The sequence below is a fragment of the Rhizobium sp. 01N424 genome (assembly GCF_056399485.1).
The window spans coordinates 1-25,961 of sequence record NZ_JBFTRK010000024.1 but is presented as its reverse complement, the minus strand read 5'-3'; the positions used below and the strand labels follow the sequence as shown (position 1 = coordinate 25,961).

Below are 25,961 nucleotides of genomic sequence, written 5' to 3'. Positions count from 1 at the left end.
CCTCATCTTGACCTAGGACTTATGGATTTCCGTAAACTTCGGTGTGGGTATTGCAGCGAGCGGTCACTTGCCGCCACGCATGTGCTCAACGAAAATGGCGTCAACGCAATTACCTACGGCATCATTGGACATGTAGTGACCAAAGTTACTATCGAGGGAAAGACCTATTTCACCGACCCTGATTACGGTGTCGGCCCCTATCTCGCAGACACGCCACGAGATAAAATTCGCGATATCTATCTTCATAGTTCCGTACCCAAAGCTGCCGAAGCCGTTGCAGATATTGTCGCCGATAAGACGAACGATCAGCCTTACTTCAGCCCTGAGTTTTTCGATCAAGTTCGCAAGGACCGGAGAATCCTGATCCGTTCAGCGGATGCGGCGGGCGCACTACTGGTCCTTGCTGGGCCCGCCCTTATGATCGCCGGGACCGCCAGACGGCGGCGGGCAAGCGGTTTCGAGATGACTCTATTTGCGAGAACGCGGGCCTGAGAGCCATACTACACGGACGAATAGATGGTTCTCCGTATGTTGGGACGTTGGTGTGGAGCAGCGCGCCAGTTGCTGACGAGCATGGAAGCCTCCAATGATATACGGGTGGTTACCGGCGCTTCAGGCCGAGATTGAACTGGTAGTGACAGTTGACACCGTCATAGGCAACATTCAGCCAGCCGAGCCAGATTTTGAGATACCAGCCGCCGAACAGCGGCTGTTCGCGCTTCCACATGAAGAAGCGGTGATGATTGTTTGCCATCAGCCAATAGCGCGGATTGTCGGTATCGGCTGGGGCTTTTAGGTAGACCAGCGCTTCAGCTGACATTCCGAGAAGGCGCGACTGCCATCCGTGCGCCGGGTTCCGGCAGATCCAGCATGTGCGCTGCCACCAGAGTTTCCAGCCTGTGACGCCGAGCTCGTATCCCTGCTTCTGACCGCCATCGAGCGTGTTGTCGAGCGTCGAGAACCATTGCAGGACGCTAGGCAACGTCGGCTTGCCGAGAACCATCGACAGGGCCGCCAGCAGCGGCGACAGGGCAAACGCCAGCGCGACCAGCCCGAGATTCACGGGCCAGTATAGGATGTAACGGAGGATCATATCTGGGGCAGCCCTGCAAAGACGTTGACGTCGATCGACTTGGGCGTGATCGCGACCGATACGGGCGCGAGCCGGAAGACCTTCCAAACCATGTAATTGATCCTTTAGGGCCAGACGGCGGAAGCGGCAGCAGCTTTCACGTCATCGACTGTTTCGGCCGCTTCGATTGCCGCCTTTGTGCCAAGCCGCACTGATTCGATTGCTGCGCCGATCTGCTGCCACTGCGTGAAGGCCGTGGCGATCACGGTTGCCACCTCGCTCATGGTAGGGGCAGTGATACCAACTTCGGCTAACAGTAGGGGATAATCAGACATGTCGGGCATGTCCGCTGCCAGATACGCCTTCGCCTCAGCCGCCTTCTGCATGTAAGTCATCGCCTGTCCCGCGCCAAGGGTGATGTATTTGCCCCGAGACCCTTCGGCATCGGCGTCGATGCGTACTTTGTAGTAGGATCTCGACTGTTCCAAGGTCGGATCGGGTTCATCGACGGACTCGGGGGTCGGATCGATGACCGAAAATCCGCCGTCGATCGTGATGGTTTTCCCAAGGGCCATGCCTTCTAAAGCTTGATGGTATTGATCCTCAGTGATTTCAACCCCGCCGTCGATCACGTCGGTGGAGACGGATTGCTCCCCGGCGTAGAACTTGACGATCTCGACTGCTGCTGCTTTCTTCGCCATTACAAGATCCTCATATACATTTCGCCTGCCTGGTTACGCATACGGGTTTCGTTTGCGGTTCTCGGAGCGCCGTTGGTTCCATCTTGGACAGGATCAAGACTAGTTACCGTGGCATTACCGGCAGCATTGCCGGAGGCTGGAGTGCCATTGCTACCCAAAACGCCGGGGGCCAGGGTGCTCAGTTGGTGACGGTGGCCTTGGAACGCGTCATCCTGGAGCGTGCCGGGAGAGGTACCGGGGCGAAGGATACGTCCTTCAGTGTTGTAATGACGGATTGTTTGACCGTTGATCGGAGAGCCGACCAATGAAACAACAGCCGTGGAAAGTATCAACGGGGCTGAGCCTGAGGTGCTCTCTGACGTCAAAAGCCCGTTATTGAACTGTCCAGAGCCCGTTAAACCTGCGGTCAACTTAATATAACGGCTTCGACCAGTGTTCACAGGCGCGACAGTACCGGCGATGCCCACGCTGGCGTAAAATGGAATGCCAATGGGCTGAAACGCGAATGGGTCAGATGACAGCCAGGCCCAAAGGTTCGCGAACGTCGATCGCTTCGAAGCAAACGATGCCGCACTATCCCCGATTAGGAATTCGTCAGCATCGACGATAGCAGTTTTGGCGGTCGCCGCGTGGAACTTCGCTTGCATCCAGGACCAAAGGTTAGAAAACGTAAGACGACCGAGCGCGCCGCCGACGCTGTTGTAGATAGGTATTTCATCAGCATCTATCGGTGTCGCTTTACTCGTCGCGCCGTGAAACCACGCGGCAAGTTTGCCTTTGGCGAGATCTAGGATCTGGGCAACCGTCACAAAAACGGTATGACCGTCCCGCATGGCCGGGATTTTGTGGTCTTCGGCCGCGGTGCCCGGATCAAGCTCGTCGATACGTTCGCCCATCGTCAAATCCTCATGCCATCAGGTTCGCGGAAAGCTGCATACCGAACGTTCTCGACTGCGATGGGTCATTGAGATCGATGGTGGCGATAGGCTGGAGCACGTAACGTGAAAGAACCGCGCTCGCGGTGCCACTGCTGTCGGTACCCGATCCCGCAAGAAGAAGCGCAGGCTCTTCGGGAACGTGAGGAAGTTCGCCGTTGTAGCCGATACGGCTCGCGCGGCCCGTCACCTTAGGCGTACGCGCCCAGTTGAGCGAGATAGCGGAGAATGGCGCCACCCAGTTGCCGCCAGCAGAGGCGGAGCTCGTACGGGTAAAACTCTCGTTGACGAGGACGGCATCGAACAGTCTGGCCTTGTTCGCCAGATTGGTGATCGTCGGCACATTGCCAGGGCTGGTCACGACACGCGCAATCAGCATGTCGTCATAGTCGGAATCGAACAGCGCGTTAGCCTCCGCGAGGACACCGTCAGTCCTGAGAACCTCAGGATAGATGGGCAGGCGCGCGCGGGCCTGCGGCATCAGCACAAAATTGCTCGTATCGCCGCCACCGGTCGCCGCGGATATCAGCTGCTGAATTGCTTGCAGAAGCTGTGTCAGGTCGCCGGGGGAAGGCGAAGGGACAGACAGGTGTAACTACGGCCGGAGCTGTGGAATTCTGGAGGTTGATGGCCGAGATGTGGGCCAAACATTGATTGCAGAAGGTCTGGCTGTCCCATTTACATGTGGGCCGTCCGGCTGCCCTCCTACTCCAAGACCATGGTGCGGTTGATTAAACAGTCTGCATAGCCCCTCGCCAAGACTTGGACCCCTCACCAGGACTTCAAGAAGTCAAGGAACGGCGCCAACCCGGTCAGTTCCGTACGTGGGCCCAGCCAACCTGCCCAATAGTTTCCCTAGAGAAAACTCGATTGCTGTTCGTGCGCTGTACCGAGACGGATTTTTCGCACACGGTCCCAGCCAGCACGGGGGCGAGCCCAACTATCTCATAGTTGTCGTCAAAGTGGACCACCGCCAAGACATCGAAGCCATCGAGATCGGAGATCGCAGAGATCTAGCGAGATAAATTTCTTCTATAGACGTTTCCCGTCATGAATTGAGCACTGTCCCGGGATGGCTGTCATCGGGATGGCTGGGAGCGTTCAGCGAGCGCCCTTAAGGCGGAAGCGGGCTTCGAGGTGGTTCCAGCTGCGTCTCAGAATCTCGACGATGATGATGTAAACGATCGCCGCGGCGATATAGAGCTGGAAGTCGTAGGTGCGCTGAAAGGCGAAACGCGTGGCCCCGAGCAGATCGTAGACGGTGACGACGCTCGCCACTGCGCTGCCTTTGAGGACGAGTACGACTTCGTTGCCGAAACCGCGCAAGCCATGACGCGCCGCCTGCGGCGCGACGATCATCAGCATCGCCAGCCACGGTTTCAGGGCAAGAGCCTTGGCGGCTTCCATCTGACCGCGCGGAACGGCAAGCACCGCGCCGCGGAAGATCTCGGATTGATAGGCGGCAGTGTTGAGGCTGAAGGTCAGAAGGACGCAGAATTGCGGCTCGCGGAACAGCGGCCAAAGGCCGAGCGCCTGCAGTTCCGGCCGGAATTGTCCCGAGCCGTAATAGACTAGGAATACCTGGGCGAGCAGCGGCGTGCCGCGCACGGCATAGGAATAGGCATAGGCTGCAGCCCTCACCACCTTGGGACCGGACAAGCGTGCCCAGGTGAGGAGTGCGGCGAGGATTGCCCCGAGCGCAATGGAGATCACCGTCAGCTCGATGGTGATGAGCAGGCCGGAGAACAGCCGCCCGCCATATTGCTGGAAAACGTCGAGATCGATCATCGGGCGTCTCCCCAACCGCGATTGGCGTAGCGCTCGAGTGCCGAGAGCACTGTGCTGGAGATCATCGTCAGCAGCAGGTAGATGCCGCAGGCGGCGGCGTAGAACAGAAAAGGCTGCTTGGTCTGGCCGGATGCTAGATAGGCCTGGCGCAGGATATCATCGAGGGCGATGACCGAAACCAGCGATGTTTCCTTGAGAAGCGCCAGCCAGCAATTGCCGAGCCCGGGCAGGGCCGGGCGCAGAAGCTGCGGAAAGATCACCTTCAGGAACAGCGGAAAGGGCTTGAGACCCAGGCTCAGCCCGGCTTCGATCTGGCCGCGGTCGATGCCGCGCAACGCGCCGAGCAGGATTTCGCTGGAATAGGCGGCGAAAACGGCGCCGAGCGCAATGACGCCGGCGATGAACGGGCTGAGTTCGAGATTGACGCTGTAGCCCATCGATTCGCCGATCGTCCGGATGGCGATGGACGAGCCGTAATAGATCAGGAGAAGCGTCAGCAATTCCGGCAGGCCGCGGAAAGCGGTGGTGAATGCTTCGCCAAATGCCCGCAGCGCTTTACTGCGGGCATTCTTCATCAAGGCGAGTGCGAGCCCCAGCGCGAAACCGAAGGGCAGGGTCGTCAGCGCCAGCTCTACCGTCAGCAGAGTACCGGCGAGTAGCTGACCGCCCCAGCCATTCGCGCCAAATCCGAGAGTTTCCATATGCCTCTTCGTCTCCAGGGGCTCGGCAGAGCGGGCTTAGTAGATCGAGAAGGGGAAGTACTTCGCGTTGATCGTCTTGTAGGTGCCGTCGGCGACGATCGCGGCCAGAGCCTTGTTCAGCTTTTCCTGCAGCTCCGGTTCGGCCTGGCGGATGCCGATGCCGACGCCGTCACCCAGGTAGTGCGAGTCCTTGATGTCTTTGCCGGTCAGCTCGCAGCAATCGTTGCCCGACTTCTTGAACCACTCGGTCAGCGTAATCTTGTCTGCCATGACGGCATCGACGCGGCCGGCGACGAGATCGAGAAGCGCTTCGTCAACCGTGCCATACTGGCGGACTTCGGCGTCCTTGTACTTGTCTTCGATCAGGGTCGAGAAGGTCGAGGAGGACTGAACGCCGAGCGTCTTGCCCTTCAGGTCGTCAGGCGTGTTGCCCGGCAGCGGCGCCGACTTCAGAACCGCCATCGCACCAGCCGTGTGGTAGTAGGGGTTGGTGAAAGCGATCTTCTTCTTGCGCTCGTCGGTGATCGACATCGAAGCGACGATCGCATCGTAGTGGTGAGCGAGAAGGCCAGGAATGATGCCGTCCCAATCCTGGGCGACGATCTTGCAGTCGGCCTTCATGTTGTCGCAGAGCGCCTTGGCGATATCGACGTCGAAGCCGGCCAGCGTGCCGTCGGCCTGCTTGAAATTGAAGGGAGGATAGGCGCCTTCGGTAGCGATGGTCAGCGTGTCCCGGGCGCTGGCGGCGGTTGCCGACAGTCCGAGAAGGCCGAACGCCGTCAGTGCTGCAGCTGCAATAGTCCTGTTCATCTCAGTTCCCTTTATCATTATGGTGGTTGCTTGCCGGAAGCCGCCCTTGGAACGCTGATGCCGTTCCGCGCCGGGTGGCCTAAATTTCCTCCAAGGATCCGTAGTTCTCGGAAGAATTGCTGCCGCTCTTTTTCTGCCTCAGGTCTTTCAGGTGCTTGTAGAGCGTCGCGCGCGACATCTTCAGCACCTCGGCGATGTAAGGCGTCGCGTTGCGGATCGAGAAAATGCCCTGGCGATCGAGAATGCCGACCAATTCGCTCAGATCGTCCTTGCTGAGGCCTGCCTCGGTCAGCCGCTTCTCGCGCAGATAGGCGTCGATCGTGGCGCTGACGACCTCTTTCCAGTCGCTCTTGAAGAGCGCTGCCGGCGGATCCGACGGTGGCGAGAACTGAATGAGGTTGCGGATGAATTCGACGGCACCTTCGAAGGCGGAGATATCGAGGTTGACGCAGAGAAGTCCGACCGGCCGCTCGGCGTGATCGCGCAGCACTGCGGTGACGGAGCGAAGCTGGCGCCGATCCCAGTTGGTCTTGCGGTACGGCCCGATCACCGAGGAGTCGATCGAGATCGCCACATCGAGATCGGTCATCGACGAGTCGCCCGGCCGGCGCTTCGAAAAGGCGTTGGCGATATAGGCGATGTTGCCGGTTGCGAGGTCATGCAGAACCACTTCGGCATGCGGCTGCAGAAGCGTTGCGATCGCCTGGCAAACGGGGACGTAGGGCTTCAGAACTTCCTTCATAAGCAACAGTTACGGCTGATGAGACATTTTGTCAATTCAGACATATTGTCTCAAACGAGATCCGGGTATAGGAGATTGGAAGGGAGGAAATGGAGTGCGTAAGAGAGGCATGGACCAGCATTTCAGCGCTGGTAATTATCGCTTCTCGTTCGCCGCCGAATTTCTCAAGCCGAGGTTGTGGATGCAGACGCAGTGTCTCCCGATGGATTTTCTGTCTAATCTTCTATCTGCCGAGACGATCCTGCGCCGGCCTTCAAGAATGGAGTTTTACATGAGCATTTCCGAGACCATCGAAGCGGCAGAACGCCGTATCCGGCCATACGCGCGGGAAACCCTGCTGGAGCCGTCGCCGGTGTTTTCAAGCCGGGTGGGCCAGGAGGTTCTCCTCAAGCTTGAAAACCTGCAGCATACCGGATCCTTCAAGCTGCGCGGCGCGCTGAACAAGATCCTGGCGATGGGCAGCGAGGCGACGAAGACCAAGGTGGTCACGGCTTCGTCCGGAAATCACGGCGCTGCCGTTGCCTATGCTTTGCGCGTCATCGGAGGCAAGGGTCTGGTTTTCGTGCCCGAGGGGGCATCGCCCTCGAAGGTCGCCAATATCAGGAACCTCGGCGCCGAGGTTGAATTCTTCGGTGACGACAGCATCGATACCGAAATCCACGCACGCGCCTACGCTGCCGAGCATGGCTGCCTCTATGTTCCGCCTTACAACGATTATGAGGTCATGCGCGGCCAGGGCACCATTGGCGTCGAGCTGATGCGCCAGAGCCAGCCGATCGACAACCTCTTCATCTCCGTCGGCGGTGGCGGCCTGATCGGCGGTATCGCCGCCTATATGAAGGCCGTCTCCCCGAACACCCGTATCATCGGCTGCTCGCCAGCAGCTTCTTGCGTGATGGCGCGCTCGGTCGAGGCCGGTTCGGTTCTCGATCTTCCGTCCGACGATACGCTTTCCGACGGCACGGCCGGCGGCCTCGAATCCGATACGATCACCTTCCCCTTCTGCCGCGATCTCGTCGATCACTGGATCGACGTTTCAGAAGAAGAGATCGCCGAGGCGATGCGTACCTTCATCGACGGCCACCACATGCTGCTCGAAGGTGCGGCCGGTGTCGCACTCGCTGGCCTTTGCAAGGCTGGTTCCGAATGGAACCGCGGCCGCTCGGTCGCCGTCATCTGCGGCGCGAATATCAGCCGCGATGTTCTGAGGAGCGTGATTTGAGCGCGCCACGGCTGTTTTCTCCCGAGGAAATCAGAAAGCGCTTGGAGACGGTGGATCCCGTCCTTTGCGTCGAAGAGGCATTTCGCTCCTTCTCGCGCGGCGAAGCCATCGTCCCGCCGCCGGGCGAGTTGATCTTCGACAATCCCCCGGGCGATGTGCATATCAAGTATGGCTATATCGGCGGCGGCGCCTTCTATGTCGTCAAGATCGCCTCCGGTTTCTACGAGAACCCGCGTCATGGTCTGCCGAGCAGCAATGGCGTGATGCTGGCCTTCGATCGCCAGACGGGCGCGCTTGCGGCCATTCTCGACGATCGCGGCCATCTGACGGATATCCGCACCGCTGCGGCAGGCGCCGTCGCGGCCAAGTATCTGGCCCCCGAAAACGTCGAGACGATCGGTGTCATCGGCACCGGTCTGCAGGCCGAGCTTCAGGTCAAATTCTTGCAATCCGTCAGGCCCTGCAAGAACATCCTGGTCTGGGGCCGCCGGGCGGAAGCTGCCGAAAGCTATGCCGAGCGGATGCGCAAGGACGGCTACACGGTCGCAGTCGCATCGAGCATCGAGGATGTGGCGGAACGCTGCCGGATCATCGTCACCACCACTGCAAGCCACGAGCCGCATCTCCATAGCGCAATGATCCGCCCGGGAACGCATGTGACCGCGATGGGCGCCGATACGCCCGACAAGCGCGAGCTGCATGCCGATATTTTCGCCGCTGCCGATCTGGTTGCCGTCGATAGCCGCGTCCAGGGCGCGCTGCGCGGTGACCTGAAGGGTGCGCTGGATGCCCGGACTGTCGAACTCGAGCGCGTCAGCGAACTGGGTCAGATCATCGCCGGCACGGCGAAGGGGCGGTCCAGCGCCGGTCAGGTGACCGTTGCAGCACTCACCGGTCTGGCGGTGCAGGACGTGGCGATCGCATCGGCGGTTATCGCCGGAGATATCTGATGCCTGCCGCGCCGCGTGCGGTGTCCGTATTCAACGAGGTGACGTCATGTTTCAGACGATAGTGGACGCCTTCCCCCTGTTGCGGGACATGCGCCGCACCATGCATGCGCATCCGGAGCTGTCGCTCGAGGAAGCGTGGACCGCAGCCTTTGTCGCCGAGCGTCTGCGCGAGCTCGGGATCGAGGTTCACACCTCGATCGGTGGCCACGGTGTTGTCGGCGTCATTCACGGATCGGCCCCTGGACCAGCCATTGCCTTGCGAGCCGATATGGATGCGCTGGCGATAGAGGAGCAGAGCGGCCGTCCCTATGCGTCGGGGATTCCCGGCAAGATGCATGCCTGCGGCCATGACGGCCATGTGGCGATCCTGATCGGCGCGGCGATGCACCTTGCCCGCACGCGGCGTTTCCGCGGAACGGTCTATCTGTTTTTCCAGCCGGCCGAGGAGCGCTATGGCGGCGCCCAGCACATGATCGACGACGGGCTGCTCGCCCGCTTTCCGGCGGAGCGCGTCTTCGGCCTCCACAACTGGCCGGGCCTCAGGGCCGGCGCCATCGTCGTCCACGACGGGCCCGTCATGGCCGGAACCGGGGAATTCGAGGTCTCGTTCACGGCTGCCGGTGCGCATGCGGCCATGCCGCATCTGACCGGTGATCCGATCCTGGCCGGGTCGCATTTCGTCACCGGTGTCCAGCAGATTGCCGCGCGCGCCATCGATCCGCTCAGCGCCTCGGTCGTCACCATCGGTTCGTTTCAGGGTGGACACGCGCAGAATATCATTTCCAAGAAGGCGGTCCTCACGGGGACCTTCCGCGCCTTCGGCCTCGACGTGCTGCAGCTGATCCAGCGCCGCCTCGAAGAGATCGTCCGCTCAGCCGCGGCAATTGCCGGAACGGAGGGCGCGATCCGCTTCGACGATGGCCTGTGTCCGCCCGTCATCAATACGCGGCCGGAAGCCAGGCTGATGCGCGATGTAGCCACCGAACTTTTCGGCGAAAGCGAGGTCGAAACCCTGCCGCCGACGATGGCGGGCGACGATTTCGGCGTGTTCCTGCAGCATCTGCCGGGCGCCTATATCTGGATCGGCAACGGCACCGCCGGTGAAAGTGCCGGGCTGCATCTGCCGAACTACGACTTCAACGACGAGATTCTCTTGCGCGGCGCAAGCCTGCTTGCCGCGACAGCGGAACGGGCGCTGACGTGATGTCCGCTACGCCTGTGACGATATCAGGGAAATGCAGCCATGTATGATCGCAGCTTTCTGGAGGATTTTTCGGCGACCTTTCCCGCGGCGCGCCAGAAATTTCTCGATGCGTGCCGGGATGCGGCAATTCTCGAAACCTTTCCGCATTCGCTCAACGGTCCAGACGGCGAAGAGCTTGCAACCGATATCGCCTATTTCGGCCGTATCGATGCGCCATATCTGATCGTCTCGGTTTCGGGCACCCATGGTGTCGAGGGCTGGGCGGGTTCTGCCTGCCAGACGGGCTGGGCGCGCCGCGACCTGGCGCTGCCCGATGATGTCGCGATGCTGCATATCCATGCCATCAATCCCTGGGGCATGGCCTGGGACCGGCGCCAGCAGGAAGACAATGTCGACCTCAACCGCCACTATGTCGATTTCGCCCGCGTTCCGGCCAATCCCGATTATTCGAAACTCTACGAGCATGTAATGTGCCCTGAGGATGATACCAGCCGGCGGAGCTTGGCCGATGCGGCGCTCGCCGCCTATCGCGAGAAGCGTGGCCGCCTGACCTCCGGCATGACCCTGCAGGGCGGCCAGTACTCTTTCCCGGATGCGCCATCCTATGGCGGGTCGGCACCAGTCTGGAGCCGCCGGATTGTCGATGAGATCTTCGCCCGCTATTGCGGCAAGGCCAGGCGCATCGCCGTCGTCGATATCCACACGGGCTACGGCCCCTATGGCTACGGCATTCCACTCTGGCACATGCCCGGCGGACCGCAGCTTGAGAAGGCGCGTACCCTTTTCGGCCCGACCATCGAGGCGCCGCTGGCCGGCGATCGTGCCCATGAGGAATTCATCCAGCACGGCCATTTCTACGGCTATTGCGAACGCCAGATCGCCAAGGCCGATGTCATCGCCATGTGCCTGGAATTCGGCGGCGAATGGCTGGCGGATGGACAGAGGGCGCGGCTGGAACGCAACGACGCGCTGCTGTGGCGCGATGGCGATCGTCTCTCGGCCGAAGCGCGCGCCACGCGCCGCCGCTGGCGCGATCTGCATTGCCCCGAAAGCGACGACTGGCGCGAGATGGTCTGGTTCCGCGGCCGCCAGGTCTTCCGTGAAATGGTCGAGCGCATCCGGCTCGATGACGAAACCTCTATGCCCGAAATGAACCAAGCATGACATTACGCATCATCGACCAGCCCGTTGTTCGCCAACTCCTCACCATGCCCGTCTGCATCGATCTGATGGAACAGGCGATGCAGCAAACCGCCCAGGGTGAAACGCTGCAGCCGCCGCGCTGGATCATGCGTCTGCCCGGAGACCGCGGCCGGGGCTTCGGGCTGATGCCGGGGGCGATGAAGGAACCGGCGGGCTTCGGCGCCAAGCTGACGGCCGTCTATCCCGAGAACGGCGCCAAGGGCCTGCAGTCGCATCGCGGTATCATCGCGCTTTTCGACACGGAGACCGGCGCGCCGGTGGCGATCGTCCATGGCGGCGAGGTCACCGCCATCAGAACGGCAGCAGCCAGCGCGCTCGCAACGCGCCTGTTGGCACGCCCGGACGCCAGTGATCTGGCGATCCTTGGCTATGGCGAACAGGCGCTCCAGCATCTGAAGGCGATGGCGGCTGTCCGCACGCTCAGCCGCGTCCGTGTCTGGGGCCGCTCGCAGGAGCGCGCCGAACATTTTGTCCGCGAGGGCCGGGCGCTCGTCGATTGCGCCATCGAAGTTTCCCGATCGGTGGAAGCAGCTGTTTCCGGTGCAAGTCTGATCTGCACAGTGACGGGTGCGGCCGAACCTGTTCTTGCCGGCCGGATGATCAGCCCAGGTGCGCATCTCAACGTGGTCGGCTCAAGCGTTGCGGCGGCCCGCGAGATCGACGTCGATGCAGTCGCGCGCTCGCGCTTCTTCGTCGATTACAAACCCTCGACGCTGCTGCAGGGCGGAGAGTTTCTGGCCGCGAAACGCGAGGGCCGCGTCAGCGACGATCATATTCTCGGCGAGATCGGCGAGATCCTGATCGGCCGCAAGACCGGGCGCCAGACGGCCGATGAGATTACCATCTACAAGTCGCTCGGGATTCCCGCCGAGGATCTCGTCTGCGCGCATTTTCTCTACACGGCTGCCACCGAGCACGGGCTCGGCGCCAGCGTCGATTTTTCCTGAAACGGACGGAGATGGATCATATGAGCCTGCTTGACGACATCGAACGCGCCCGGGCCGCCGTCCAGCCGCATATCCATCGCACGCCGCTTTGGCACTCGTCGACGCTTTCCAAGCTTGTCGGCGAGGACGTCTATCTGAAGGCGGAGCTTTTCCAGAAAACCGGTTCCTACAAGCCGCGCGGCATGATCTGGGCGCTGATGTCGCTCTCCGATGCCGAGCGGGCGGCCGGTGCCATCACCTTTTCGGCCGGCAACGCGGCGCAGGGACTCGCCTACGCGGGAACGGCGCTCGGCGTGAAGACCGTCGTCGTCATGGCTGCGACCGCCAACCCGACCAAGGTGCAGGCGACCAAGGATTACGGCGCAGAGGTGATCCTGCACGGCACGCCGCAGGAGGCGGCGCAGTTCTGCCTCGATACAGCGCGGGAACGTGGCCTCACCTATATCTCCTCCTACGACGACGATGCGCTGATGACCGGCCATGCCTCGCTCGGCTGCGAGATCTTCGAGGATCTTCCTGACGTCGCAACGATCTTCCTCGGCATGGGCGGCGGCGGCATGGCGGGCGGTCTGGCCAAGGCGGCGATCGCCCATAGCCATTCCGTCTCGCTGTTCGGCATTGAACCCGAGGGTGCCCCGGCAATGTACGAGAGCCTGAAGACCGGAAGCGCCGTGCGGCTGCCCGTCGTCAAGACGATCGCCGATGGGCTGGCCGCGCCGAGTGCCGGCGTCAAGTGCTTCGAGCTTGTCCGCCAGCGCTTCGAGGATGTCTTGCTTGTTGACGACGAAGCGATCGTCGGCGCAATGAAGCTTCTGATGCAGCGCTGCAAGCTCACCCCCGAGCCCGCAGGTGCCGCGGCGCTGGCGGGTCTCCTTGCCAATCGCGAGCGGGTGCGCGGCAAGGGACCGGTCGTCTGCGTCGTTTCCGGCGGCAATATCGATCTCGCGCTGCTCAAGCAGTGGCTTTGACCAATTTATCAAGGATAGCATTATGCGTTTTCAAACAGATGTCAGGGACAGCACACGGATCGGCTTTGCCAGCGGCGATGTGAGCGGCAGCGGCAAGGTGCTGTTTGCGGCTGCTGGGCCTGACGGCAACACGCTCGCCATATGCGACGAGACGCCGGTTCATCCGGTGAGCTTCCGCTGGCCGGACCAGCCGGCCGATCTCGGCGTCATGATCACGGCCGGCGGACAGCGCCTGGAGATCACCGATGCCTGGACCGGCATGGCCAATGCCGAAACCGGCGAGCTCGTTCTCGGCGAAGACGCCCGGGCGCTCGGCCGCACCGGCGACGAATGGAGGAGCGTCGTCGTCCATGTGATCACAGGTGACGCGCCTGCTGCTGGCGAGACCGTCAGCATCGAGGTCGATGCCGACCGCCGGCGCAAGCTCAGCCTGGCTCACACGGCAGCTCACCTCTCGGCCTTTGCGCTCAACCGCGCCGCCAAGAGCTACTGGACCAAGGAGGGCGCCGCGCTCGATACGCTCGGAAATCCCGATTTCGACAAGGAAGCGATCGTCAGCGCGCTTCTGTCGGAGCAGGCGTCGGTCGATACCTATCGTGTCGGCAAGACGCTGCGCAAAAAGGGCTTCGAACTCAACCGCTTTGTCGCCGACCTCCCGGCCGTCATCGAGGCAATCAACGAGACGCTGCGCGGCTGGCTTTCTCAGCCCACTGCCATCTCGCTCACGCCGGTTCCCTCGACGCTCGATACGCGGCGCCTCTGGGAATGCGTTCTCGATGGCAAGCAGGCGCAGATGTATTGCGCCGGAACCCATGTGGCGAGCCTGCAGAACATCGCCGCGATCACCGTGTCGATCGAGCCGGTCGATGGCGTCGTCGTCATGCACACGGCAGCACGCTGAACGGATTGTAAGACGCGTGCAAGGCGGCGGCCTCAGCCGCCTTGCACAAGGCGCAGCCGCGTGATCTCGGAAGGCGCAAAGAGCCTGATCGGCGGTCCCCAATAGCCGGTTCCCCGGCTGGTATAGACCCAGAGATCGCCAAGCTTCGCCAGCCCGTGAACGAATGGCTGCTGCATTCGCACGAAGAACATCCACGGCAGAAACTGGCCACCATGTGTGTGGCCGGAGAGCTGCAACGTGAAACCCGCTTTCGACGCTTCGGGGGCGCTACGCGGCTGATGGGCCAAAAGCAGCCAGAAGGACGCATCGCCGGGTGCGCCCTTGGCGGCCTTGGCCGGATCGCTCTGATGCCGCGGGTCGAAATGACCGCCGCCGTAATCGGTGACACCGGCAATGACGGCCTGCGCGCCGCGGTGATCGATGACCACGTGCTCGTTCATCAGCACCGTCAGCCCCAGCCGGCGAAACTCGCTGATCCACGGATCGGCACCCGAATAATATTCATGATTGCCGGTGACGAAGAACGTGCCATGGGGAGCCGCCAGGTCTGCCAGCGGCTGCGTGTGCTTCTGCAGCTGCGGCACCGAGCCATCGACGGCGTCGCCCGTCACGGCGATGAGGTCAGGCTTCAGCGCGTTGACCGTCGCGACGATCTTTTCGACATAGCCGCGCTTGATCGTCGGGCCGATGTGAATGTCGCTGACCTGAACGATGGTGAAACCGTCAAGCGCCGCGTCAAGTCCTGCGACCGGAACATCGACCGTTTTCACCGGCGCGCGGCGGCGTGCGAAATAGAGGCCGAGAAGGCTGAGAAGCAGTGCAAGCGCGGGCACGCCGAGTGCCGTGAACTCCGCAAAGGCCGGAACGGGCGTACCCGCCCCCGATACCCATCCGGCGATGGCGAATACGGTCAGCGCGATGTCGCGCAGGACCGTGAGAACGAGCAGAGACGAGAAGAAGCCCATGGCGGAAAGACCGGCCCATGCCAGCAGATCGGACAGTGGCTGGCGGCTGATCATCCGGGCTGCCATGCCAAGCGGTATCAGGGTCACGGAAGCGGCAAGGGCGATGACCGCCAGCCACTTCAGCGCACCATCGACGGGTGCTGCGGGTATCAGCCGGATGCCGACATAGAGATGCATCAGAAGGCCGATGGCCATGACGCGGACGAAGAAGGCGGAAGGGCGCATGAAAAATCCGTCAGTGGAAGCCGGCCGCGATGATGCGAGAGCGGCGTGCCAGAGCAAATAGGAACTGTGGCACGCCAGTAAAAGAGGCCATGCTGCTCGGCCATCTCGGCGGCGCGCCTCTTGCGGAAGCGGCACGCCGTCGAACCCGCGGGCGCAATCAGCCGGCGGCGGCCATCGCGGCTTCCAGGCTGCGGCCGTCATTCGCCCACAGATGCTCGATCTGCAGGGCAGTCGGATCCGGGAAGATATAGGCATCGCCGTTTTCGATGCCGCGGACGATATTGACCGCGACATGCTCCGCCGTCGCCTTCTCAAGGGGGATATCCCTGGCGAGATCGGTATCGACGGGGCCGGGATAGATGCCGATGACATCGATGCCGGATGCTTTCAGCGTGCCGCGCAGCGTCTGCGTCAGCGATTGCAACGCAGCCTTCGAAGCCGAGTATCCGCCGAGCGGCGGGGCGGAAACCAGGCCGACAATGCTGACGACATTGACGATCGTGCCGGAGCCGCGGGCGACGAAACCGGGCACGAAGGCGCGGATGACCCGCAGCGTTCCGTAATAATTGGTCTCCATGTCGCCGTTCAGTTCTTCATGCGTGCTGCTGATGAAATCGTTGAACGCCAGGCTCCCGGCATTGTTGAGCAGCACATCGACATCGCGCGCGGCGGCAAGCGCCTGCTTGACCGAAGAGTCATCGGTCACGTCGAGCTGCAGGGGCACGACGCGGGCATCGGCGAAATCGGGAAGCGACGCGACGTTGCGGGCTGTGGCGTAGATCTTCTTGACGCCAGCGCCGAGCAATTCCTTGACGGTGGCTGCGCCGATGCCGCGGTTGGCGCCCGAAACCAGGACGGTCTTATCTCTCAGTGACATTTGCTTTCCTTCCGGGCCATCGCTGCGGCCATAGGTTCGAAAATTTAGTAAACAGATCTGTTTACATCACGAATGGATAAACAGATCTGTTTACCTTGTCAACGCAGTTTGCTAAAGCTGTCGTCAGTCGACCGTGAGGAAACGAGACATGCCCGATGCCGCGCCGATCCCGGCCAAGAAGCTTGAGATCCTGAAGCTGGCCTTCGACCGCTTTTACGATGGCGGGTTTCATGCCACCGGCATCGACACTGTCATGGCCGAGAGCGGCATCTCCAAGCGCACGCTTTACAAGTATTTCGCCTCGAAAGAGGACCTGATCGAAGCGGTACTCGATTATTATGGCGAGGGCATCGCGGACGCTTATTTTGCCTCTGCAACGGCCACGGATGGCGATCCGCGCCAGCAGATCCTCGCCTGTTTCGACAGCCGGCGCATGCAGCTGGAGGCAGACCGCCGGGGCTGCCTGGGGATCAAGGCTTCGCAGGAATATGCCGGCAAGCACGAAGGCATCGCGGCGCGCGGCGAACGTCTCGGCCTCCATGTCGAGCAGCGGTTCATCGGCATGTGCGGGCGTCTCGGCGTGGCCGATCCCGAAGGCCTCGGAAAACAGATCGCCATTCTCTTCCAGGGCGCATTGCTGATGTCGCAGGTGTGCCGCAACCCCGCACCCTTTGCTTCCGCCAAGGCGGCGGTCGAGACGCTGCTGCAAAGCGCAAAGCGTTGAACTGATCGCTTGGGCCGCGCCCCGGCGTCGCATTTCCGCGCGGTTTCGTCGATCGGGTGGCGAACTGCGTCTGACGGCTTCCCCTCAGTGACCACCGCCGCCCGGTTGCGGGCTCTTCGGTGGCGTGACATTGCGCAATAGCGGCACCAGCGCCGTGGCGATGACGAAGGCGGCCATGATCACCCGGAAGGCATCGGCATAGGCCATGGTAGAGGCCTCGCGGTAGGCGAGCCTGAACAACTGCTTCAGGGCGGCCGTCTGCCCGTCGTTGATGCTTCCGGCGATCTCTGAATAGCGCCGCGCAACGCCGCCCGTCAGCCGCTCCATCGCACCATTCGCAGGCGTCAGGTTGGAGGCGATGGCGTTGAAATGCATGTTGGTCCGGTTGTTGAGGATTGCCGCGCTGACGGCAATGCCGACGGCGCCGCCGAGATTGCGCATCATGTTGAATAGACCGCTCGCATATTTCAGCCGTTCGGGTGGCAGGCTGCCGAGCCCGAGCGTCACGGCGGGCGCGACGGCAAAGACCTGCGGAAAGCCGCGGAAGACCTGCGGCCAGAAAGCTGGTCGCCGCCCCAGTCGTGGGTGATGGCGCTGAAGCCCCACATCGAGATGCCGAAGGAGGCAAGCCCGAACATCATCAGCCAGCGGATATCGTAGCGCTTGGCGAGCATGATGTAGAAGGGGACGCCGAGCATCGATGCGGCCCCGGTGGAAAAGACGGCAAGTCCGGTCTCCCAGGCATTGAAGCCGCGGACATAGCCGAGAAACAGTGGCGTCAGGTAGATGGTCGAAAATATGCCGATCCCTGTCACGAAGGAAAGCAGACAGCCGATGGCGAAGTTGCGGTTTCCGAAGGCGCGCAGATCGACGACTGGCTTCGAATAGGTCAGGCTGCGAATGAAGAACAGCAGGCTGGAGATGCCCGCGATCGTCGCGGTGGTGCGGATCGTCTGGTCGTCGAACCAGTTGGCGCGTGTGCCCTCTTCCAGCGTATACTCCAGCGTTCCGAGTGCCACCGCCATCAGCAGGATGCCGGGATAGTCGGCCTCCTTGAGAAGCTTGATATCGGGTTCGTCGATCTTCACCAGAATGGCGACGAGTACGGCGATCAGGGCGCCGGGCACAACGTTGATGTAGAACAGCCAGTGCCAGTTCCACGTATCGGTAATCCAGCCGCCGATAACCGGGCCGAGCGTCGGCGCGACCGAGGCGATGGTGCCGACGACCGCTGCCGCATAGACGCGCCGCGGTCCCTGGAAATAGTGGAAGGACGAGGTGAAGACGGTCGGGATCATCGAGGCGCCGAGCAGACCCTGCAGGGCGCGAAAGACGATCATGCTGTCGATGTTCCAGGCAAGGCCGCAGAGCATGCTGGTCAAAGTGAAACCGGCCGCAGACGCGGTGAACAGCCAGCGCGTCGAGAATACCCGGGTCAGCCATCCCGACAGCGGGATGACGATGATTTCGGCGATCAGGTAGGCGGTCTGCACCCAGCTGATCTCATCCTGCGAGGCCGACAGGCCGCCGCCAATGTCCTGCAGCGAGGAGGCGACGATCTGGATGTCGAGCAGCGCGATGAACATGCCGAAGCACATCACCACGAAGGGCAGCAGACTGCGAACCCAGCTTGGCTGGGCAGTCGTGACGGGGGCTGTCATGGTCTATTCCTGATCAGGGACGGGTGTCGACGGTCACCGTTGTCGAGAGGCCGGGCCGCAGCGCCTGATCCTTGACGGCGGTGTCATCGAGTGCCACGCGGACGGGCACGCGCTGGACGATCTTGGTGAAATTGCCGGTGGCGTTTTCAGGCGGAATGACGCTGAAGGTGGCGCCGGTGGCCGGTGCGATGCTGCTGATCTTGCCGGTCAGATCGTGGCCGGGATAGATATCGGCGACGACTGTCACCTTCTGCCCGGGCTTGATGACCGCGAGCTGATCTTCCTTGAAATTGGCGTCGATCCACAGTCCCTTTTCTGGGATGACGCTCAGGAGGTAGCTGCCATCGGAGACGAAGGCGCCGATCTACGCTGCCCGGTTGCCGACATAGCCATCAACGGGCGAGCGGACCTCCGTGTAGCTGAGATTGAGCCGCGCCGTCTCGGCATCGAGCCTGGCGCCATCTAGCGCCGATTGCGCCTGGGCGATCTGCGTGTTCAGAACCTGTATCTGCTGTCGCGCCGCCGTGAGGCCCGCGTCGGAGGCGGCGACTGCGGCCTTCGCCTGCGTATCGGCCAGAACCGCCTTCTGGGCGTTCTGCTCTGTTCCTGTGCTCTGGGTCGCCAGATTGCGATAGCGCACCGCGTCGATTTCCGTGAAATCGGATGCTGCCTTCTTGGCAGCAAGGTCGGCTTCCGCCTGTTTCACCAGCGAGGCCTAAAGCTCCGACTGGGCGTGAAGATTATCGAGGCTCGCCTGCTGCTCGCGCACCGCAGCCTCTGCACGATCGACTGCCGTCTTGAATGTGCGGCTGTCGAGACGCACCAGCAACTGACCTGCCGTCACCCGCTGATTGTCATCAACCAGAACAGCCTCGACATGGCCGGAAACCCGCGGCGAGAGCGCCGTGGTATTGCCGCCGATATAGGCGTCGTCGGTGGTCTCCAGATAACGGCCGGTCTGCGACCAATAATAACCGTACCATCCGGCGCCGCCGGCGATGGCGATGAGTGCAAGAATGCCGAGCGGGCGCTTGAGGCTTCTCTTCGGCGTCAGGGAAATGGCTCCCTGCGTGAGTTCGGATTCAGTCACGACCTTATTCATGGCCATGCTCCAGTCTTATTGTTCTTGGTTGGGGGTGGGCCGCTCGATCAGCGCCGTACCGGACGCCTCGGAGCGGAATGGATAGCGCGCCTGCAGCGTCTCGCCAGCGGCGGGGCCGGCGGCGACGTCATATTGCGGCTTGGCGAGCGGGTTTCCGGTCTTGCGGTCGACGAGCACCGGATCGGCCCAGGCGCCGCTTTCCTTGTCGACGATGACAAGGCTCGGTCCTTCCGGCGCGAAATGTCGGTTGCTCCAGGCGATCATCGACCAGATGACCGGGCGGAAGTCCTCGCCGCAGGCCGTCAGCACATATTCGAAGCGTTGCGGCCGCTCCTGATACGCCCGCCGTTCCAGCAGTCCCGCCTTTACCAGATTGTCGAGGCGGCGCGTCAGCGTTGCGGTCGCAATGCCGAGGTTCTTCTGAAAATCGTCGAACCGCGTCACGCCGCGCAGCGCATCGCGCAGGATCAGAATGCTCCACCATTCGCCGACGCGATCCAGACTACGGGCGACGGGGCATTGCATCGATTTAAAGCTCTTATTCTGCACCGCGGCACCTAATAACTTTCATCATGAAAGTTACGATACGCTGACTGATTGCACTTTGCAAGTTGTATGGTGAGGGAAGGGGAACTCGACGTCGCGCCTCCAGCGACATCCAGTTGGGGTGGGCAACGCTGCGCGAAGAGATCCCAGCAGGCAGGGGAGGATGGAGATTGGGTAACCGCCGTGATCGGCCTGAAAGAACACGACCGGTTGGCCCCTGATCCGAACGCCGACGAATCGGAAGCTAGCGGGCGGGCGATTGTCAACGCTGGAGGTGACGCCGCAGTTGGCGCGGCTGATTGTTTTGGAACTGTGCCGAGGGAGATGACGGGGAGGGAAAGACCTCGCGCATAGGGACACTTTAGCTTATGCCGGATCTTTGACCTGAAGCTTCGGCCCACTAGAAGTTCAAAAACAGGATAGTATGTTCAGTCTGCAAAATCGCTTTTGCCGTAGCATTTCTGGCAATCCTTGTGTCAGGCGAAGTGAGAAACTGACCCCCTGACGAAATGAAGAACTGCCCTCTCGTTTCAGAACTTAGAGAGATGGATGATGAGCCTGACCTGCGATGCCAGCTGCGACCAGCTTGACAACCCGCGGACGCGGACAATGCAGGGCGAGGATGTGCTTCAGCCAGATGAGGTGGTGGCAATGTTGCGGCTGCACGAGCTTGGCTGGGGTGCCAAGCGCTTTTCGAGAGAGTTTGGCTGTGCTCGCAACACTGTCCGGCGATATTTGCGAGAGGGTGGAGCAGCGCCATTCAAGAAGCCGGTTTGCCGCACTGCCTTCGATGGCTTGGATGATTGGCTGCACGAACGCTTCTTCCGGCACGACGGCAATGCCGATGTGATCCGGCAGGAGCTGGCCAGCGAGCATGGAATTATTATCGGTTCGCGCTCTGTAGAGCTTCGGGTCCGGGAATGGCGGCGCGAACTCAAAGCGCAGAAGCGGGCAACAGTCCGGTTTGAGAAACCGCCAGGCCGTCAATTGCAGATCGACTTTGGGCAGACCCGTGTCTGGATTGGCGATGAGCGAATCCGGATAAATGTCTTTGTCGCCACGCTGAGCTTCCCGACGCATGAATATACGTGCCTCACTGCGAGAAGGACAGACCGACTGGTTCGAGGGCATGGAAGGCGCGTTTCTTCGGTTCGGCGGCGTTCCCGGTGAGGTTCTGCTGGATAATGCGAAGGCGCTTGTCGAGCATCACGACGCGGTTAGCCGGGAGGTTCGCTTCAATACACGGCTATGGGCATTTGCGAGTTACTGGGGCTTCATGCCACGCGTGCGCCCCATACCGGGCTCGCACAAAGGGAAAGGGTGAGCGCGGGGTCGGCTACGTCAAGAAGAACGCCATCGCAGGCCGCCGGTTTGAGAGCTGGGCCTCCTTTGAGGCACATCTGGATCGTTGGATACAGCACCCCCGCTCGTCGGGGGGTGTTGCGCCTCGCCCGCCGCCGCCGTCCCCTCTCGGGTCCTCGGGCACGTGAGGTCGCCGATAGGCGCGACCACGGCACGACTGGCGAACCTCCAATTGAGCGCTTTGCTGTGAGGTCGATGCCCGGCCTCTGTCAGGCCGTGCACCGTCTGGTCAGCTGCGCGATCTCGTGCGCAAGGTGCAGGCAGACTGCGCCATCGATCTCGACACCGACAGTTACTCGGTACCCTGGCGTCTCATAGGTGAAAGCGTCCAGGTGGTTGTGCTGGCGGGTCGTGTGATTGTCCGCCACGCCGGCCATGTCGTAGCTGATCATGCTCTGTGCCAGGCACGGCGACAACGGATTGTGGACCGGACCCACTTCGTCGGCGTTGCGGGTATCGAAGGGCTGGTCCGTTCCGCTCCAGTCGAGACGACGCCAGCAGCCCTGCTGCGCCCGCTTGCGGAATACGCGGCTGTGGTTGGAGTGGCTGGTGATGACAACCGGTAGGTCGCCGACAGCACCGCGCCGCGGCCGGAGCCGCGGGCAACGATGCTGACCTAGAAATGCGGGACGGCCACGACGAGAACGAGCTCCTAAGATCAAACGAAATCGAAAGGTTCGCCGGGAGCGGAGGGCCCCGCCAAGGTCCAAAAGCAGGGCGTCGCGTCAGCGACGTATAATTGCGCCGCTCGGATCCGCTCCTTCGGAACGGCGAGATCATTCGCCGAAAGCTGGCGCTTTGGCGAGGTGCAATATCGCGCCTTTCCAGCGGGAGAAAATTCGGGGCAAGGTTCTGCCTCAACGGACTGAAAGCAATGAGGAAGCGAAGCCCATAAAGAAGCCAACTGCCAAAATCCGGGAAGAGATTGCTCGCTTGCAGGAGCAGCTCAAACAGGCCGAAACCCGCGATGCCGAGCGCATCGGCCGGATCGAGCTACGTGCGGGGATCGGGGAGATCGAGATCGAAGAGGCTGACCTTCAGATCGCCAATCGCCTTGTCCATTCCGATCTGGTCATTCTCGACGAGCTGGGATACCTGCGTAAGCGCGATTTTCGCTGCACGTTGACGCCAACCCGTTGATTGGCATCGGATCCACGTTTGGAACCGTATTGTGTCAGGCGGCTTCGGTTCTGGCGAAGTTGAACGGCAGCAGGTCGACGATGTCGGCCCTTTCGTCCCGCTGCGGCAACTCAGTGAGCACGTAGCGCAGCCAGGCGAGCGGGTCGACGCCCCAGGCGCGGCAAGTCAGCATCAAACTGTAGACCACTGCGCTGGATTTTGCTCCGTCGGCGGTGTCGCTGAACAGCGATCGGCAACATCCTCACTGGGATCGAGCCTCGCCGACCTTATGGCGGCCTGCGAATTCAATGGAGCCGGTCAGCCTAGGCCGAGCGGCCACTGCTGACCCATGTGCTGGCAAACAGGGTGCTGTTTCCTTTCGAGAAGGCGGTGGGATCGTTCCTATACCTGCAGGACAGCATGGATGCGAATGCCGAACATGACATTGCCGTCAGGGAATATGAAGATGCCTGGGGAGCGCGGGCAGCACGATGGGGAGGCGGCGGCGAGGGTACTTTTGGGAGAGCGGTTTGATGTGACTGGATAATCTTTCCCGCTACCCTACTTCGGACAACTGGATCGCAGCGGCAACTGCCGCGAGTGCGCTCCATCAGCGGGCAAGCCGGAAAGGTTTAGACTTCATTTTCATGCCAATTTCACGCCACGGCTATAAACCTCACGTCGATGGCCTCAGAGCGATCGCTGTAACGGCAGTCATCGCCTATCACTACGGCGGCTGGGTTCCAGGGGGCTTCACCGGCGTGGATATCTTCTTCGTAATCTCGGGCTTCCTAATAACCGAGAACATCTGGCGCAGCGTTGAAAAAGGAGAATTCTCTCTTCCAGCGTTCTATGCTGGCCGGATGCGAAGGATATTACCGGCGTTGATCGTCACCATCCTGTCGACGGTCATGATCTCAATCTTCGTGCTGACGCCGGGAGACTTCCGCTCGACGGTGGACAGCGCACTATATGCGACGTTCGGGGTTGGCAACTTATACTTCTACGGACACACCGGGTATTTTGATCGGCAGTCCGACCTCCAACCTCTTCTGCATCTCTGGAGCCTCGGCGTCGAAGAGCAATTCTACCTACTTTGGCCCGCATTCCTAATTGTCGTAGCGATACTTAAGCCTAAGCCCGAGACCATAGTGATGCTTATAGGGTTGCTATTGACAATCGGCCTCATTTACAGCGCGTATGCCGTTGCAACAGATCCGAAAGCCGCGTTCTATCTCCCCTTTTCGCGCGCATGGGAACTGCTCGCGGGCGCCACAGCCGCCATGGTATCAAAACCTCTGGGCTATTTTCAGGGTCGCATCGCCAGCGCCGCTGGTGCGCTGCTGGTTTCCGGAAGTCTGGCGCTTATCTCATCGCAAGACGCGTTTCCCGGTTTCAACGCACTCCCCGCTGTCGTTGGCACGACGCTTATAGTTGCAGCGAAGAACCGCGATTTCATAATCGACGCCTTGTCATTCAGACCGGCCGTCTGGATAGGGAAGATATCCTATTCCCTTTATCTCTGGCATTGGCCCGTTCTGGTAATCTATCGGCACTATTCAAACGGAGAAAATCCCACTGCCGTTGAAACCGCGTTTCTCCTCTGCATCACGGTGATCCTCGGTGCGTTGTCCTGGATCGGTATAGAAGTGCCCTTCCGTCGAAGGCGCAACGCCGCGCTTCCGACGGTGTACATCGGCCTTGGCACTATGATTGCCGCAGCTCTTGCGCTGGCTCTTGCGAGCACCCTGGTCAAATCCGAAAACGAGATGCCTGCAATGGAAAAAGCGGTCAGCAGTCTATCGGAGATGTGGGAATGGCGCTGCCCGGAGCTTGTCCCAATTCCCGGAATCAAAACCGATGCCTGCGCATTTGGCGAGAAATGGGCGACCGCGTCGAAAAAAATCGTTCTTTGGGGCGATAGTCACGCGGAGCATCTGGCGCCACTCCTTGAGATTTCCCTCCCGGAGAATACGGCGGTTATCATTATAAACGATTGTCCGGCGATATTGGGCGGAAGCATTTCGAGGGTGCGGGAAGATTTGCCCGATTATGTGAACGAGTGTTCGCGTCGTCGAGCCGCCGTGTTCAAAATGGTCAATAGCGACAGCGCAATAAAGGGCACCATTCTCGCGGCAAGTTGGGGTCCCCTTTTGCATGTGCTTTCCGGCAAGGCGGCCAATACGACGGAAACATCGCGTCTGCAGATCGGCCTTGACGAAGTGATCACCGGTCTCTCAAAAAAAATTGTCATAGTTGGACAAATTCCTCAAAGCGAGCCCAGTGTCGTAGAGTGCCGTATCGCCAAAATATTTCACCTTCTTCGCCGTGACTGTGCTGATCCGCAACCTTTGTTCCACAGGACTTCCCGCGTCTATGGCGATGTCGTCGATCCGATATTCCGCAAAGCCAGTGATGGAAATCCGCAGCGCATCCATATGATCTCACTAGAAAATGCTCTCTGCGGCACAGGACAATGTCTTGTCGAACTCAATGGCGAACCCATTTACAGGGACGACAGTCATATCCGCAGGAACCTGACGGAGCCGACGAAGAGGCAACTTGCAGGCCTCCTCAGATTGCCAGGCATGGTTGACTGGCTGCTCCGTTGAAACCATGTGAGCGCCAGTCCAAAGAAGCGTTTCGAGCAAACTTCGCGAAAGCGGATGCCCCGATAAATCGCTTTGCAAAACGCATCGGGACCACGTAGTGGCTCCCCGATAGACCATCCGGTGCACCGCGTCCATGACCAGTTAGATGAAAAGTCCTGGACGGCAGGCCAGAAAACGACTTGAGCAATATCCAGGCGCTGTGCTCGAGTACTCAGAAGACCTTACAGCGTAATGGCAGCTTGGAATGAAAAAGATAGTAGCCATTGTACTATCACTCATATTTATGGCATCTATACTTCATAACGTGAAGTTGTCGGCAGGATTTAAAATCCATAGAAGCATCGACAGTCGTACGCTAACGAAATGACTGATCTTGATAGCCATAAATCTTGTCGTTCTCCTTCCGACTGCAGCGCATCTTGCACCATTTCGGAAGCAGGCTGCCTTTTTTTGTTGCTTTCCATGCAAGCTTGAGCGTAAGCGCGATCTTCCATGCACATTGACGTATGCGGCATCACCGCACCGGCCCCTTTTGCGAAGCGATATCCGGGCCTATCAATTGGCGGGGTTTTTGGAGAAGCGGAACGGAAGTAAGTCGCCGATGTCGGCAGTTTCTTCGCGCTG

Annotated in this window: 27 protein-coding genes and 3 pseudogenes; 12 read left to right on the top strand and 18 right to left on the bottom strand. The window is 60.8% G+C overall.

All coding sequences use genetic code 11. The features are described 5' to 3' along the window. On the top strand, window positions 1-492 hold a 492-nt coding region (locus AC1DNK_RS29355; protein WP_477944734.1), incomplete at its 5' end, for a hypothetical protein. Window positions 493-601: 109 nt separating this feature from the next. On the opposite strand, the gene AC1DNK_RS29350 is transcribed toward AC1DNK_RS29355, so the two are convergent. From AC1DNK_RS29350 to AC1DNK_RS29315, 8 genes are all read right to left on the bottom strand, one after another. Further along, window positions 602-1,093, bottom strand: a complete 492-nt coding sequence (locus AC1DNK_RS29350) for a DUF7338 family protein (protein WP_477944732.1) — start codon at window positions 1,091-1,093, stop codon at window positions 602-604. 104 nt (window positions 1,094-1,197) lie between these two features. Next, window positions 1,198-1,773, bottom strand: coding sequence for a hypothetical protein (locus AC1DNK_RS29345; protein WP_477944730.1), 576 nt, complete (start codon window positions 1,771-1,773; stop codon window positions 1,198-1,200). Beyond that, complete coding sequence (locus AC1DNK_RS29340) at window positions 1,773-2,669, bottom strand: hypothetical protein (protein WP_477944728.1); 897 nt, start codon at window positions 2,667-2,669, stop codon at window positions 1,773-1,775. Before AC1DNK_RS29340 ends, AC1DNK_RS29345 begins: the two co-directional genes overlap by 1 nt. A 10-nt stretch (window positions 2,670-2,679) precedes the next feature. Further along, window positions 2,680-3,195, bottom strand: a complete 516-nt coding sequence (locus AC1DNK_RS29335; protein ID WP_477944726.1) for a hypothetical protein — start codon at window positions 3,193-3,195, stop codon at window positions 2,680-2,682. Window positions 3,196-3,809: 614 nt separating this feature from the next. Beyond that, window positions 3,810-4,496, bottom strand: coding sequence for an ABC transporter permease subunit (locus AC1DNK_RS29330; RefSeq protein WP_112514413.1), 687 nt, complete (start codon window positions 4,494-4,496; stop codon window positions 3,810-3,812). Next, window positions 4,493-5,197 carry an ABC transporter permease gene (locus AC1DNK_RS29325; protein WP_477944724.1) on the bottom strand — a complete coding sequence of 235 codons (705 nt, stop codon included), beginning with the start codon at window positions 5,195-5,197 and terminating at the stop codon, window positions 4,493-4,495. Before AC1DNK_RS29325 ends, AC1DNK_RS29330 begins: the two co-directional genes overlap by 4 nt. A 36-nt stretch (window positions 5,198-5,233) precedes the next feature. Next, a complete protein-coding gene (locus AC1DNK_RS29320) occupies window positions 5,234-6,007 on the bottom strand; it encodes a lysine/arginine/ornithine ABC transporter substrate-binding protein (protein ID WP_477944722.1) in 774 nt (257 codons plus the stop codon). Between the two features lie 79 nt (window positions 6,008-6,086). Beyond that, on the bottom strand, window positions 6,087-6,749 hold the full coding sequence (locus AC1DNK_RS29315) for a helix-turn-helix transcriptional regulator (protein ID WP_112388810.1): 663 nt from the start codon (window positions 6,747-6,749) through the stop codon (window positions 6,087-6,089). 271 nt (window positions 6,750-7,020) lie between these two features. Between AC1DNK_RS29315 and AC1DNK_RS29310 the strand changes: the two genes are divergently transcribed. The 7 genes from AC1DNK_RS29310 to AC1DNK_RS29280 are packed head-to-tail and all read left to right on the top strand — an operon-like array spanning window position 7,021 to window position 14,144. Further along, a complete protein-coding gene (locus AC1DNK_RS29310) occupies window positions 7,021-7,971 on the top strand; it encodes a threonine/serine dehydratase (RefSeq protein WP_477944720.1) in 951 nt (316 codons plus the stop codon). Next, entirely contained in the window at window positions 7,968-8,921 is a 954-nt protein-coding gene (locus AC1DNK_RS29305) for a Rossmann-fold NAD(P)-binding domain-containing protein (protein ID WP_477944719.1), read from the top strand. The genes AC1DNK_RS29310 and AC1DNK_RS29305 overlap by 4 nt, the downstream gene beginning before the upstream one ends. Window positions 8,922-8,967: 46 nt before the next feature. Then, window positions 8,968-10,125 (top strand): M20 metallopeptidase family protein, encoded by a 1,158-nt coding sequence (locus AC1DNK_RS29300; RefSeq protein WP_477944717.1) that lies wholly within the window; start codon window positions 8,968-8,970, stop codon window positions 10,123-10,125. Window positions 10,126-10,164: 39 nt separating this feature from the next. Next, on the top strand, window positions 10,165-11,289 hold the full coding sequence (locus AC1DNK_RS29295) for a DUF2817 domain-containing protein (RefSeq protein WP_477944715.1): 1,125 nt from the start codon (window positions 10,165-10,167) through the stop codon (window positions 11,287-11,289). Then, the gene (locus tag AC1DNK_RS29290) at window positions 11,286-12,275 is read left to right on the top strand and encodes an ornithine cyclodeaminase family protein (RefSeq protein ID WP_477944713.1); all 990 of its coding nucleotides are present in this window, start codon (window positions 11,286-11,288) and stop codon (window positions 12,273-12,275) included. The genes AC1DNK_RS29295 and AC1DNK_RS29290 overlap by 4 nt, the downstream gene beginning before the upstream one ends. A gap of 20 nt (window positions 12,276-12,295) precedes the next feature. Next, window positions 12,296-13,243 carry a threonine ammonia-lyase gene (locus tag AC1DNK_RS29285; protein WP_477944711.1) on the top strand — a complete coding sequence of 316 codons (948 nt, stop codon included), beginning with the start codon at window positions 12,296-12,298 and terminating at the stop codon, window positions 13,241-13,243. Window positions 13,244-13,265: 22 nt separating this feature from the next. Further along, on the top strand, window positions 13,266-14,144 hold the full coding sequence (locus tag AC1DNK_RS29280; RefSeq protein WP_477944709.1) for an alanyl-tRNA editing protein: 879 nt from the start codon (window positions 13,266-13,268) through the stop codon (window positions 14,142-14,144). A gap of 32 nt (window positions 14,145-14,176) precedes the next feature. Here AC1DNK_RS29280 and AC1DNK_RS29275 read toward each other — a convergent pair whose 3' ends face one another. Both AC1DNK_RS29275 and AC1DNK_RS29270 read right to left on the bottom strand, forming a co-directional pair. Next, window positions 14,177-15,334, bottom strand: a complete 1,158-nt coding sequence (locus tag AC1DNK_RS29275; RefSeq protein WP_477944707.1) for a metallophosphoesterase — start codon at window positions 15,332-15,334, stop codon at window positions 14,177-14,179. 157 nt (window positions 15,335-15,491) lie between these two features. Further along, window positions 15,492-16,211 (bottom strand): SDR family oxidoreductase, encoded by a 720-nt coding sequence (locus AC1DNK_RS29270; protein ID WP_477944705.1) that lies wholly within the window; start codon window positions 16,209-16,211, stop codon window positions 15,492-15,494. Window positions 16,212-16,359: 148 nt separating this feature from the next. On the opposite strand from AC1DNK_RS29270, the gene AC1DNK_RS29265 reads away from it, so the two are divergent. Next, window positions 16,360-16,935, top strand: coding sequence for a TetR/AcrR family transcriptional regulator (locus tag AC1DNK_RS29265; RefSeq protein WP_477944703.1), 576 nt, complete (start codon window positions 16,360-16,362; stop codon window positions 16,933-16,935). Between the two features lie 84 nt (window positions 16,936-17,019). Here AC1DNK_RS29265 and AC1DNK_RS29260 read toward each other — a convergent pair whose 3' ends face one another. The 6 genes from AC1DNK_RS29260 to AC1DNK_RS29235 all read right to left on the bottom strand — a co-directional run bounded on the left by AC1DNK_RS29260 (window position 17,020) and on the right by AC1DNK_RS29235 (window position 20,223). Then, entirely contained in the window at window positions 17,020-17,442 is a 423-nt protein-coding gene (locus AC1DNK_RS29260) for a hypothetical protein (RefSeq protein ID WP_477944702.1), read from the bottom strand. Beyond that, a complete protein-coding gene (locus AC1DNK_RS29255; RefSeq protein ID WP_477944700.1) occupies window positions 17,439-18,596 on the bottom strand; it encodes a DHA2 family efflux MFS transporter permease subunit in 1,158 nt (385 codons plus the stop codon). Before AC1DNK_RS29255 ends, AC1DNK_RS29260 begins: the two co-directional genes overlap by 4 nt. 13 nt (window positions 18,597-18,609) lie before the next feature. Then, a complete protein-coding gene (locus AC1DNK_RS29250) occupies window positions 18,610-18,897 on the bottom strand; it encodes a hypothetical protein (protein ID WP_477944736.1) in 288 nt (95 codons plus the stop codon). A 63-nt stretch (window positions 18,898-18,960) separates the two neighbouring features. Then, entirely contained in the window at window positions 18,961-19,302 is a 342-nt protein-coding gene (locus AC1DNK_RS29245) for a hypothetical protein (RefSeq protein ID WP_477944699.1), read from the bottom strand. 9 nt (window positions 19,303-19,311) lie between these two features. Beyond that, entirely contained in the window at window positions 19,312-19,698 is a 387-nt protein-coding gene (locus AC1DNK_RS29240; protein ID WP_477944697.1) for an HlyD family secretion protein, read from the bottom strand. A gap of 15 nt (window positions 19,699-19,713) precedes the next feature. Then, the gene (locus AC1DNK_RS29235; protein WP_477944696.1) at window positions 19,714-20,223 is read right to left on the bottom strand and encodes a winged helix-turn-helix transcriptional regulator; all 510 of its coding nucleotides are present in this window, start codon (window positions 20,221-20,223) and stop codon (window positions 19,714-19,716) included. A gap of 573 nt (window positions 20,224-20,796) precedes the next feature. Here AC1DNK_RS29235 and istA point away from each other — a divergent pair. Continuing rightward, window positions 20,797-22,172, top strand: a pseudogene (istA, locus tag AC1DNK_RS29230) (IS21 family transposase). A gap of 325 nt (window positions 22,173-22,497) precedes the next feature. Further along, window positions 22,498-22,653: pseudogene (locus tag AC1DNK_RS29225) on the top strand (TraC family protein); the annotation flags it as partial. A gap of 127 nt (window positions 22,654-22,780) precedes the next feature. Here the strand turns inward: AC1DNK_RS29225 and AC1DNK_RS29220 are convergent. Next, window positions 22,781-22,972: pseudogene (locus AC1DNK_RS29220) on the bottom strand (transposase domain-containing protein); the annotation flags it as partial. 400 nt (window positions 22,973-23,372) lie between these two features. On the opposite strand from AC1DNK_RS29220, the gene AC1DNK_RS29215 reads away from it, so the two are divergent. Beyond that, a complete protein-coding gene (locus AC1DNK_RS29215; protein WP_477944695.1) occupies window positions 23,373-25,337 on the top strand; it encodes an acyltransferase family protein in 1,965 nt (654 codons plus the stop codon). A 323-nt stretch (window positions 25,338-25,660) separates the two neighbouring features. On the opposite strand, the gene AC1DNK_RS29210 is transcribed toward AC1DNK_RS29215, so the two are convergent. Further along, the coding region (locus AC1DNK_RS29210) for a hypothetical protein (protein WP_477944693.1) at window positions 25,661-25,961 on the bottom strand (301 nt) is incomplete at its 5' end.

Coding starts and splice junctions, on each gene's coding strand:
- AC1DNK_RS29350 (WP_477944732.1), bottom strand. CDS start 1,093: ATGATCCTCCGTTACATCCTATACTGGCCCGTGAATCTCGGGCTGGTC.
- AC1DNK_RS29345 (WP_477944730.1), bottom strand. CDS start 1,773: ATGGCGAAGAAAGCAGCAGCAGTCGAGATCGTCAAGTTCTACGCCGGG.
- AC1DNK_RS29340 (WP_477944728.1), bottom strand. CDS start 2,669: ATGGGCGAACGTATCGACGAGCTTGATCCGGGCACCGCGGCCGAAGAC.
- AC1DNK_RS29330 (WP_112514413.1), bottom strand. CDS start 4,496: ATGATCGATCTCGACGTTTTCCAGCAATATGGCGGGCGGCTGTTCTCC.
- AC1DNK_RS29325 (WP_477944724.1), bottom strand. CDS start 5,197: ATGGAAACTCTCGGATTTGGCGCGAATGGCTGGGGCGGTCAGCTACTC.
- AC1DNK_RS29320 (WP_477944722.1), bottom strand. CDS start 6,007: ATGAACAGGACTATTGCAGCTGCAGCACTGACGGCGTTCGGCCTTCTC.
- AC1DNK_RS29315 (WP_112388810.1), bottom strand. CDS start 6,749: ATGAAGGAAGTTCTGAAGCCCTACGTCCCCGTTTGCCAGGCGATCGCA.
- AC1DNK_RS29310 (WP_477944720.1), top strand. CDS start 7,021: ATGAGCATTTCCGAGACCATCGAAGCGGCAGAACGCCGTATCCGGCCA.
- AC1DNK_RS29300 (WP_477944717.1), top strand. CDS start 8,968: ATGTTTCAGACGATAGTGGACGCCTTCCCCCTGTTGCGGGACATGCGC.
- AC1DNK_RS29295 (WP_477944715.1), top strand. CDS start 10,165: ATGTATGATCGCAGCTTTCTGGAGGATTTTTCGGCGACCTTTCCCGCG.
- AC1DNK_RS29290 (WP_477944713.1), top strand. CDS start 11,286: ATGACATTACGCATCATCGACCAGCCCGTTGTTCGCCAACTCCTCACC.
- AC1DNK_RS29285 (WP_477944711.1), top strand. CDS start 12,296: ATGAGCCTGCTTGACGACATCGAACGCGCCCGGGCCGCCGTCCAGCCG.
- AC1DNK_RS29280 (WP_477944709.1), top strand. CDS start 13,266: ATGCGTTTTCAAACAGATGTCAGGGACAGCACACGGATCGGCTTTGCC.
- AC1DNK_RS29275 (WP_477944707.1), bottom strand. CDS start 15,334: ATGCGCCCTTCCGCCTTCTTCGTCCGCGTCATGGCCATCGGCCTTCTG.
- AC1DNK_RS29270 (WP_477944705.1), bottom strand. CDS start 16,211: ATGTCACTGAGAGATAAGACCGTCCTGGTTTCGGGCGCCAACCGCGGC.
- AC1DNK_RS29265 (WP_477944703.1), top strand. CDS start 16,360: ATGCCCGATGCCGCGCCGATCCCGGCCAAGAAGCTTGAGATCCTGAAG.
- AC1DNK_RS29255 (WP_477944700.1), bottom strand. CDS start 18,596: ATGACAGCCCCCGTCACGACTGCCCAGCCAAGCTGGGTTCGCAGTCTG.
- AC1DNK_RS29240 (WP_477944697.1), bottom strand. CDS start 19,698: ATGAATAAGGTCGTGACTGAATCCGAACTCACGCAGGGAGCCATTTCC.
- AC1DNK_RS29235 (WP_477944696.1), bottom strand. CDS start 20,223: ATGCAATGCCCCGTCGCCCGTAGTCTGGATCGCGTCGGCGAATGGTGG.
- AC1DNK_RS29215 (WP_477944695.1), top strand. CDS start 23,373: ATGCCAATTTCACGCCACGGCTATAAACCTCACGTCGATGGCCTCAGA.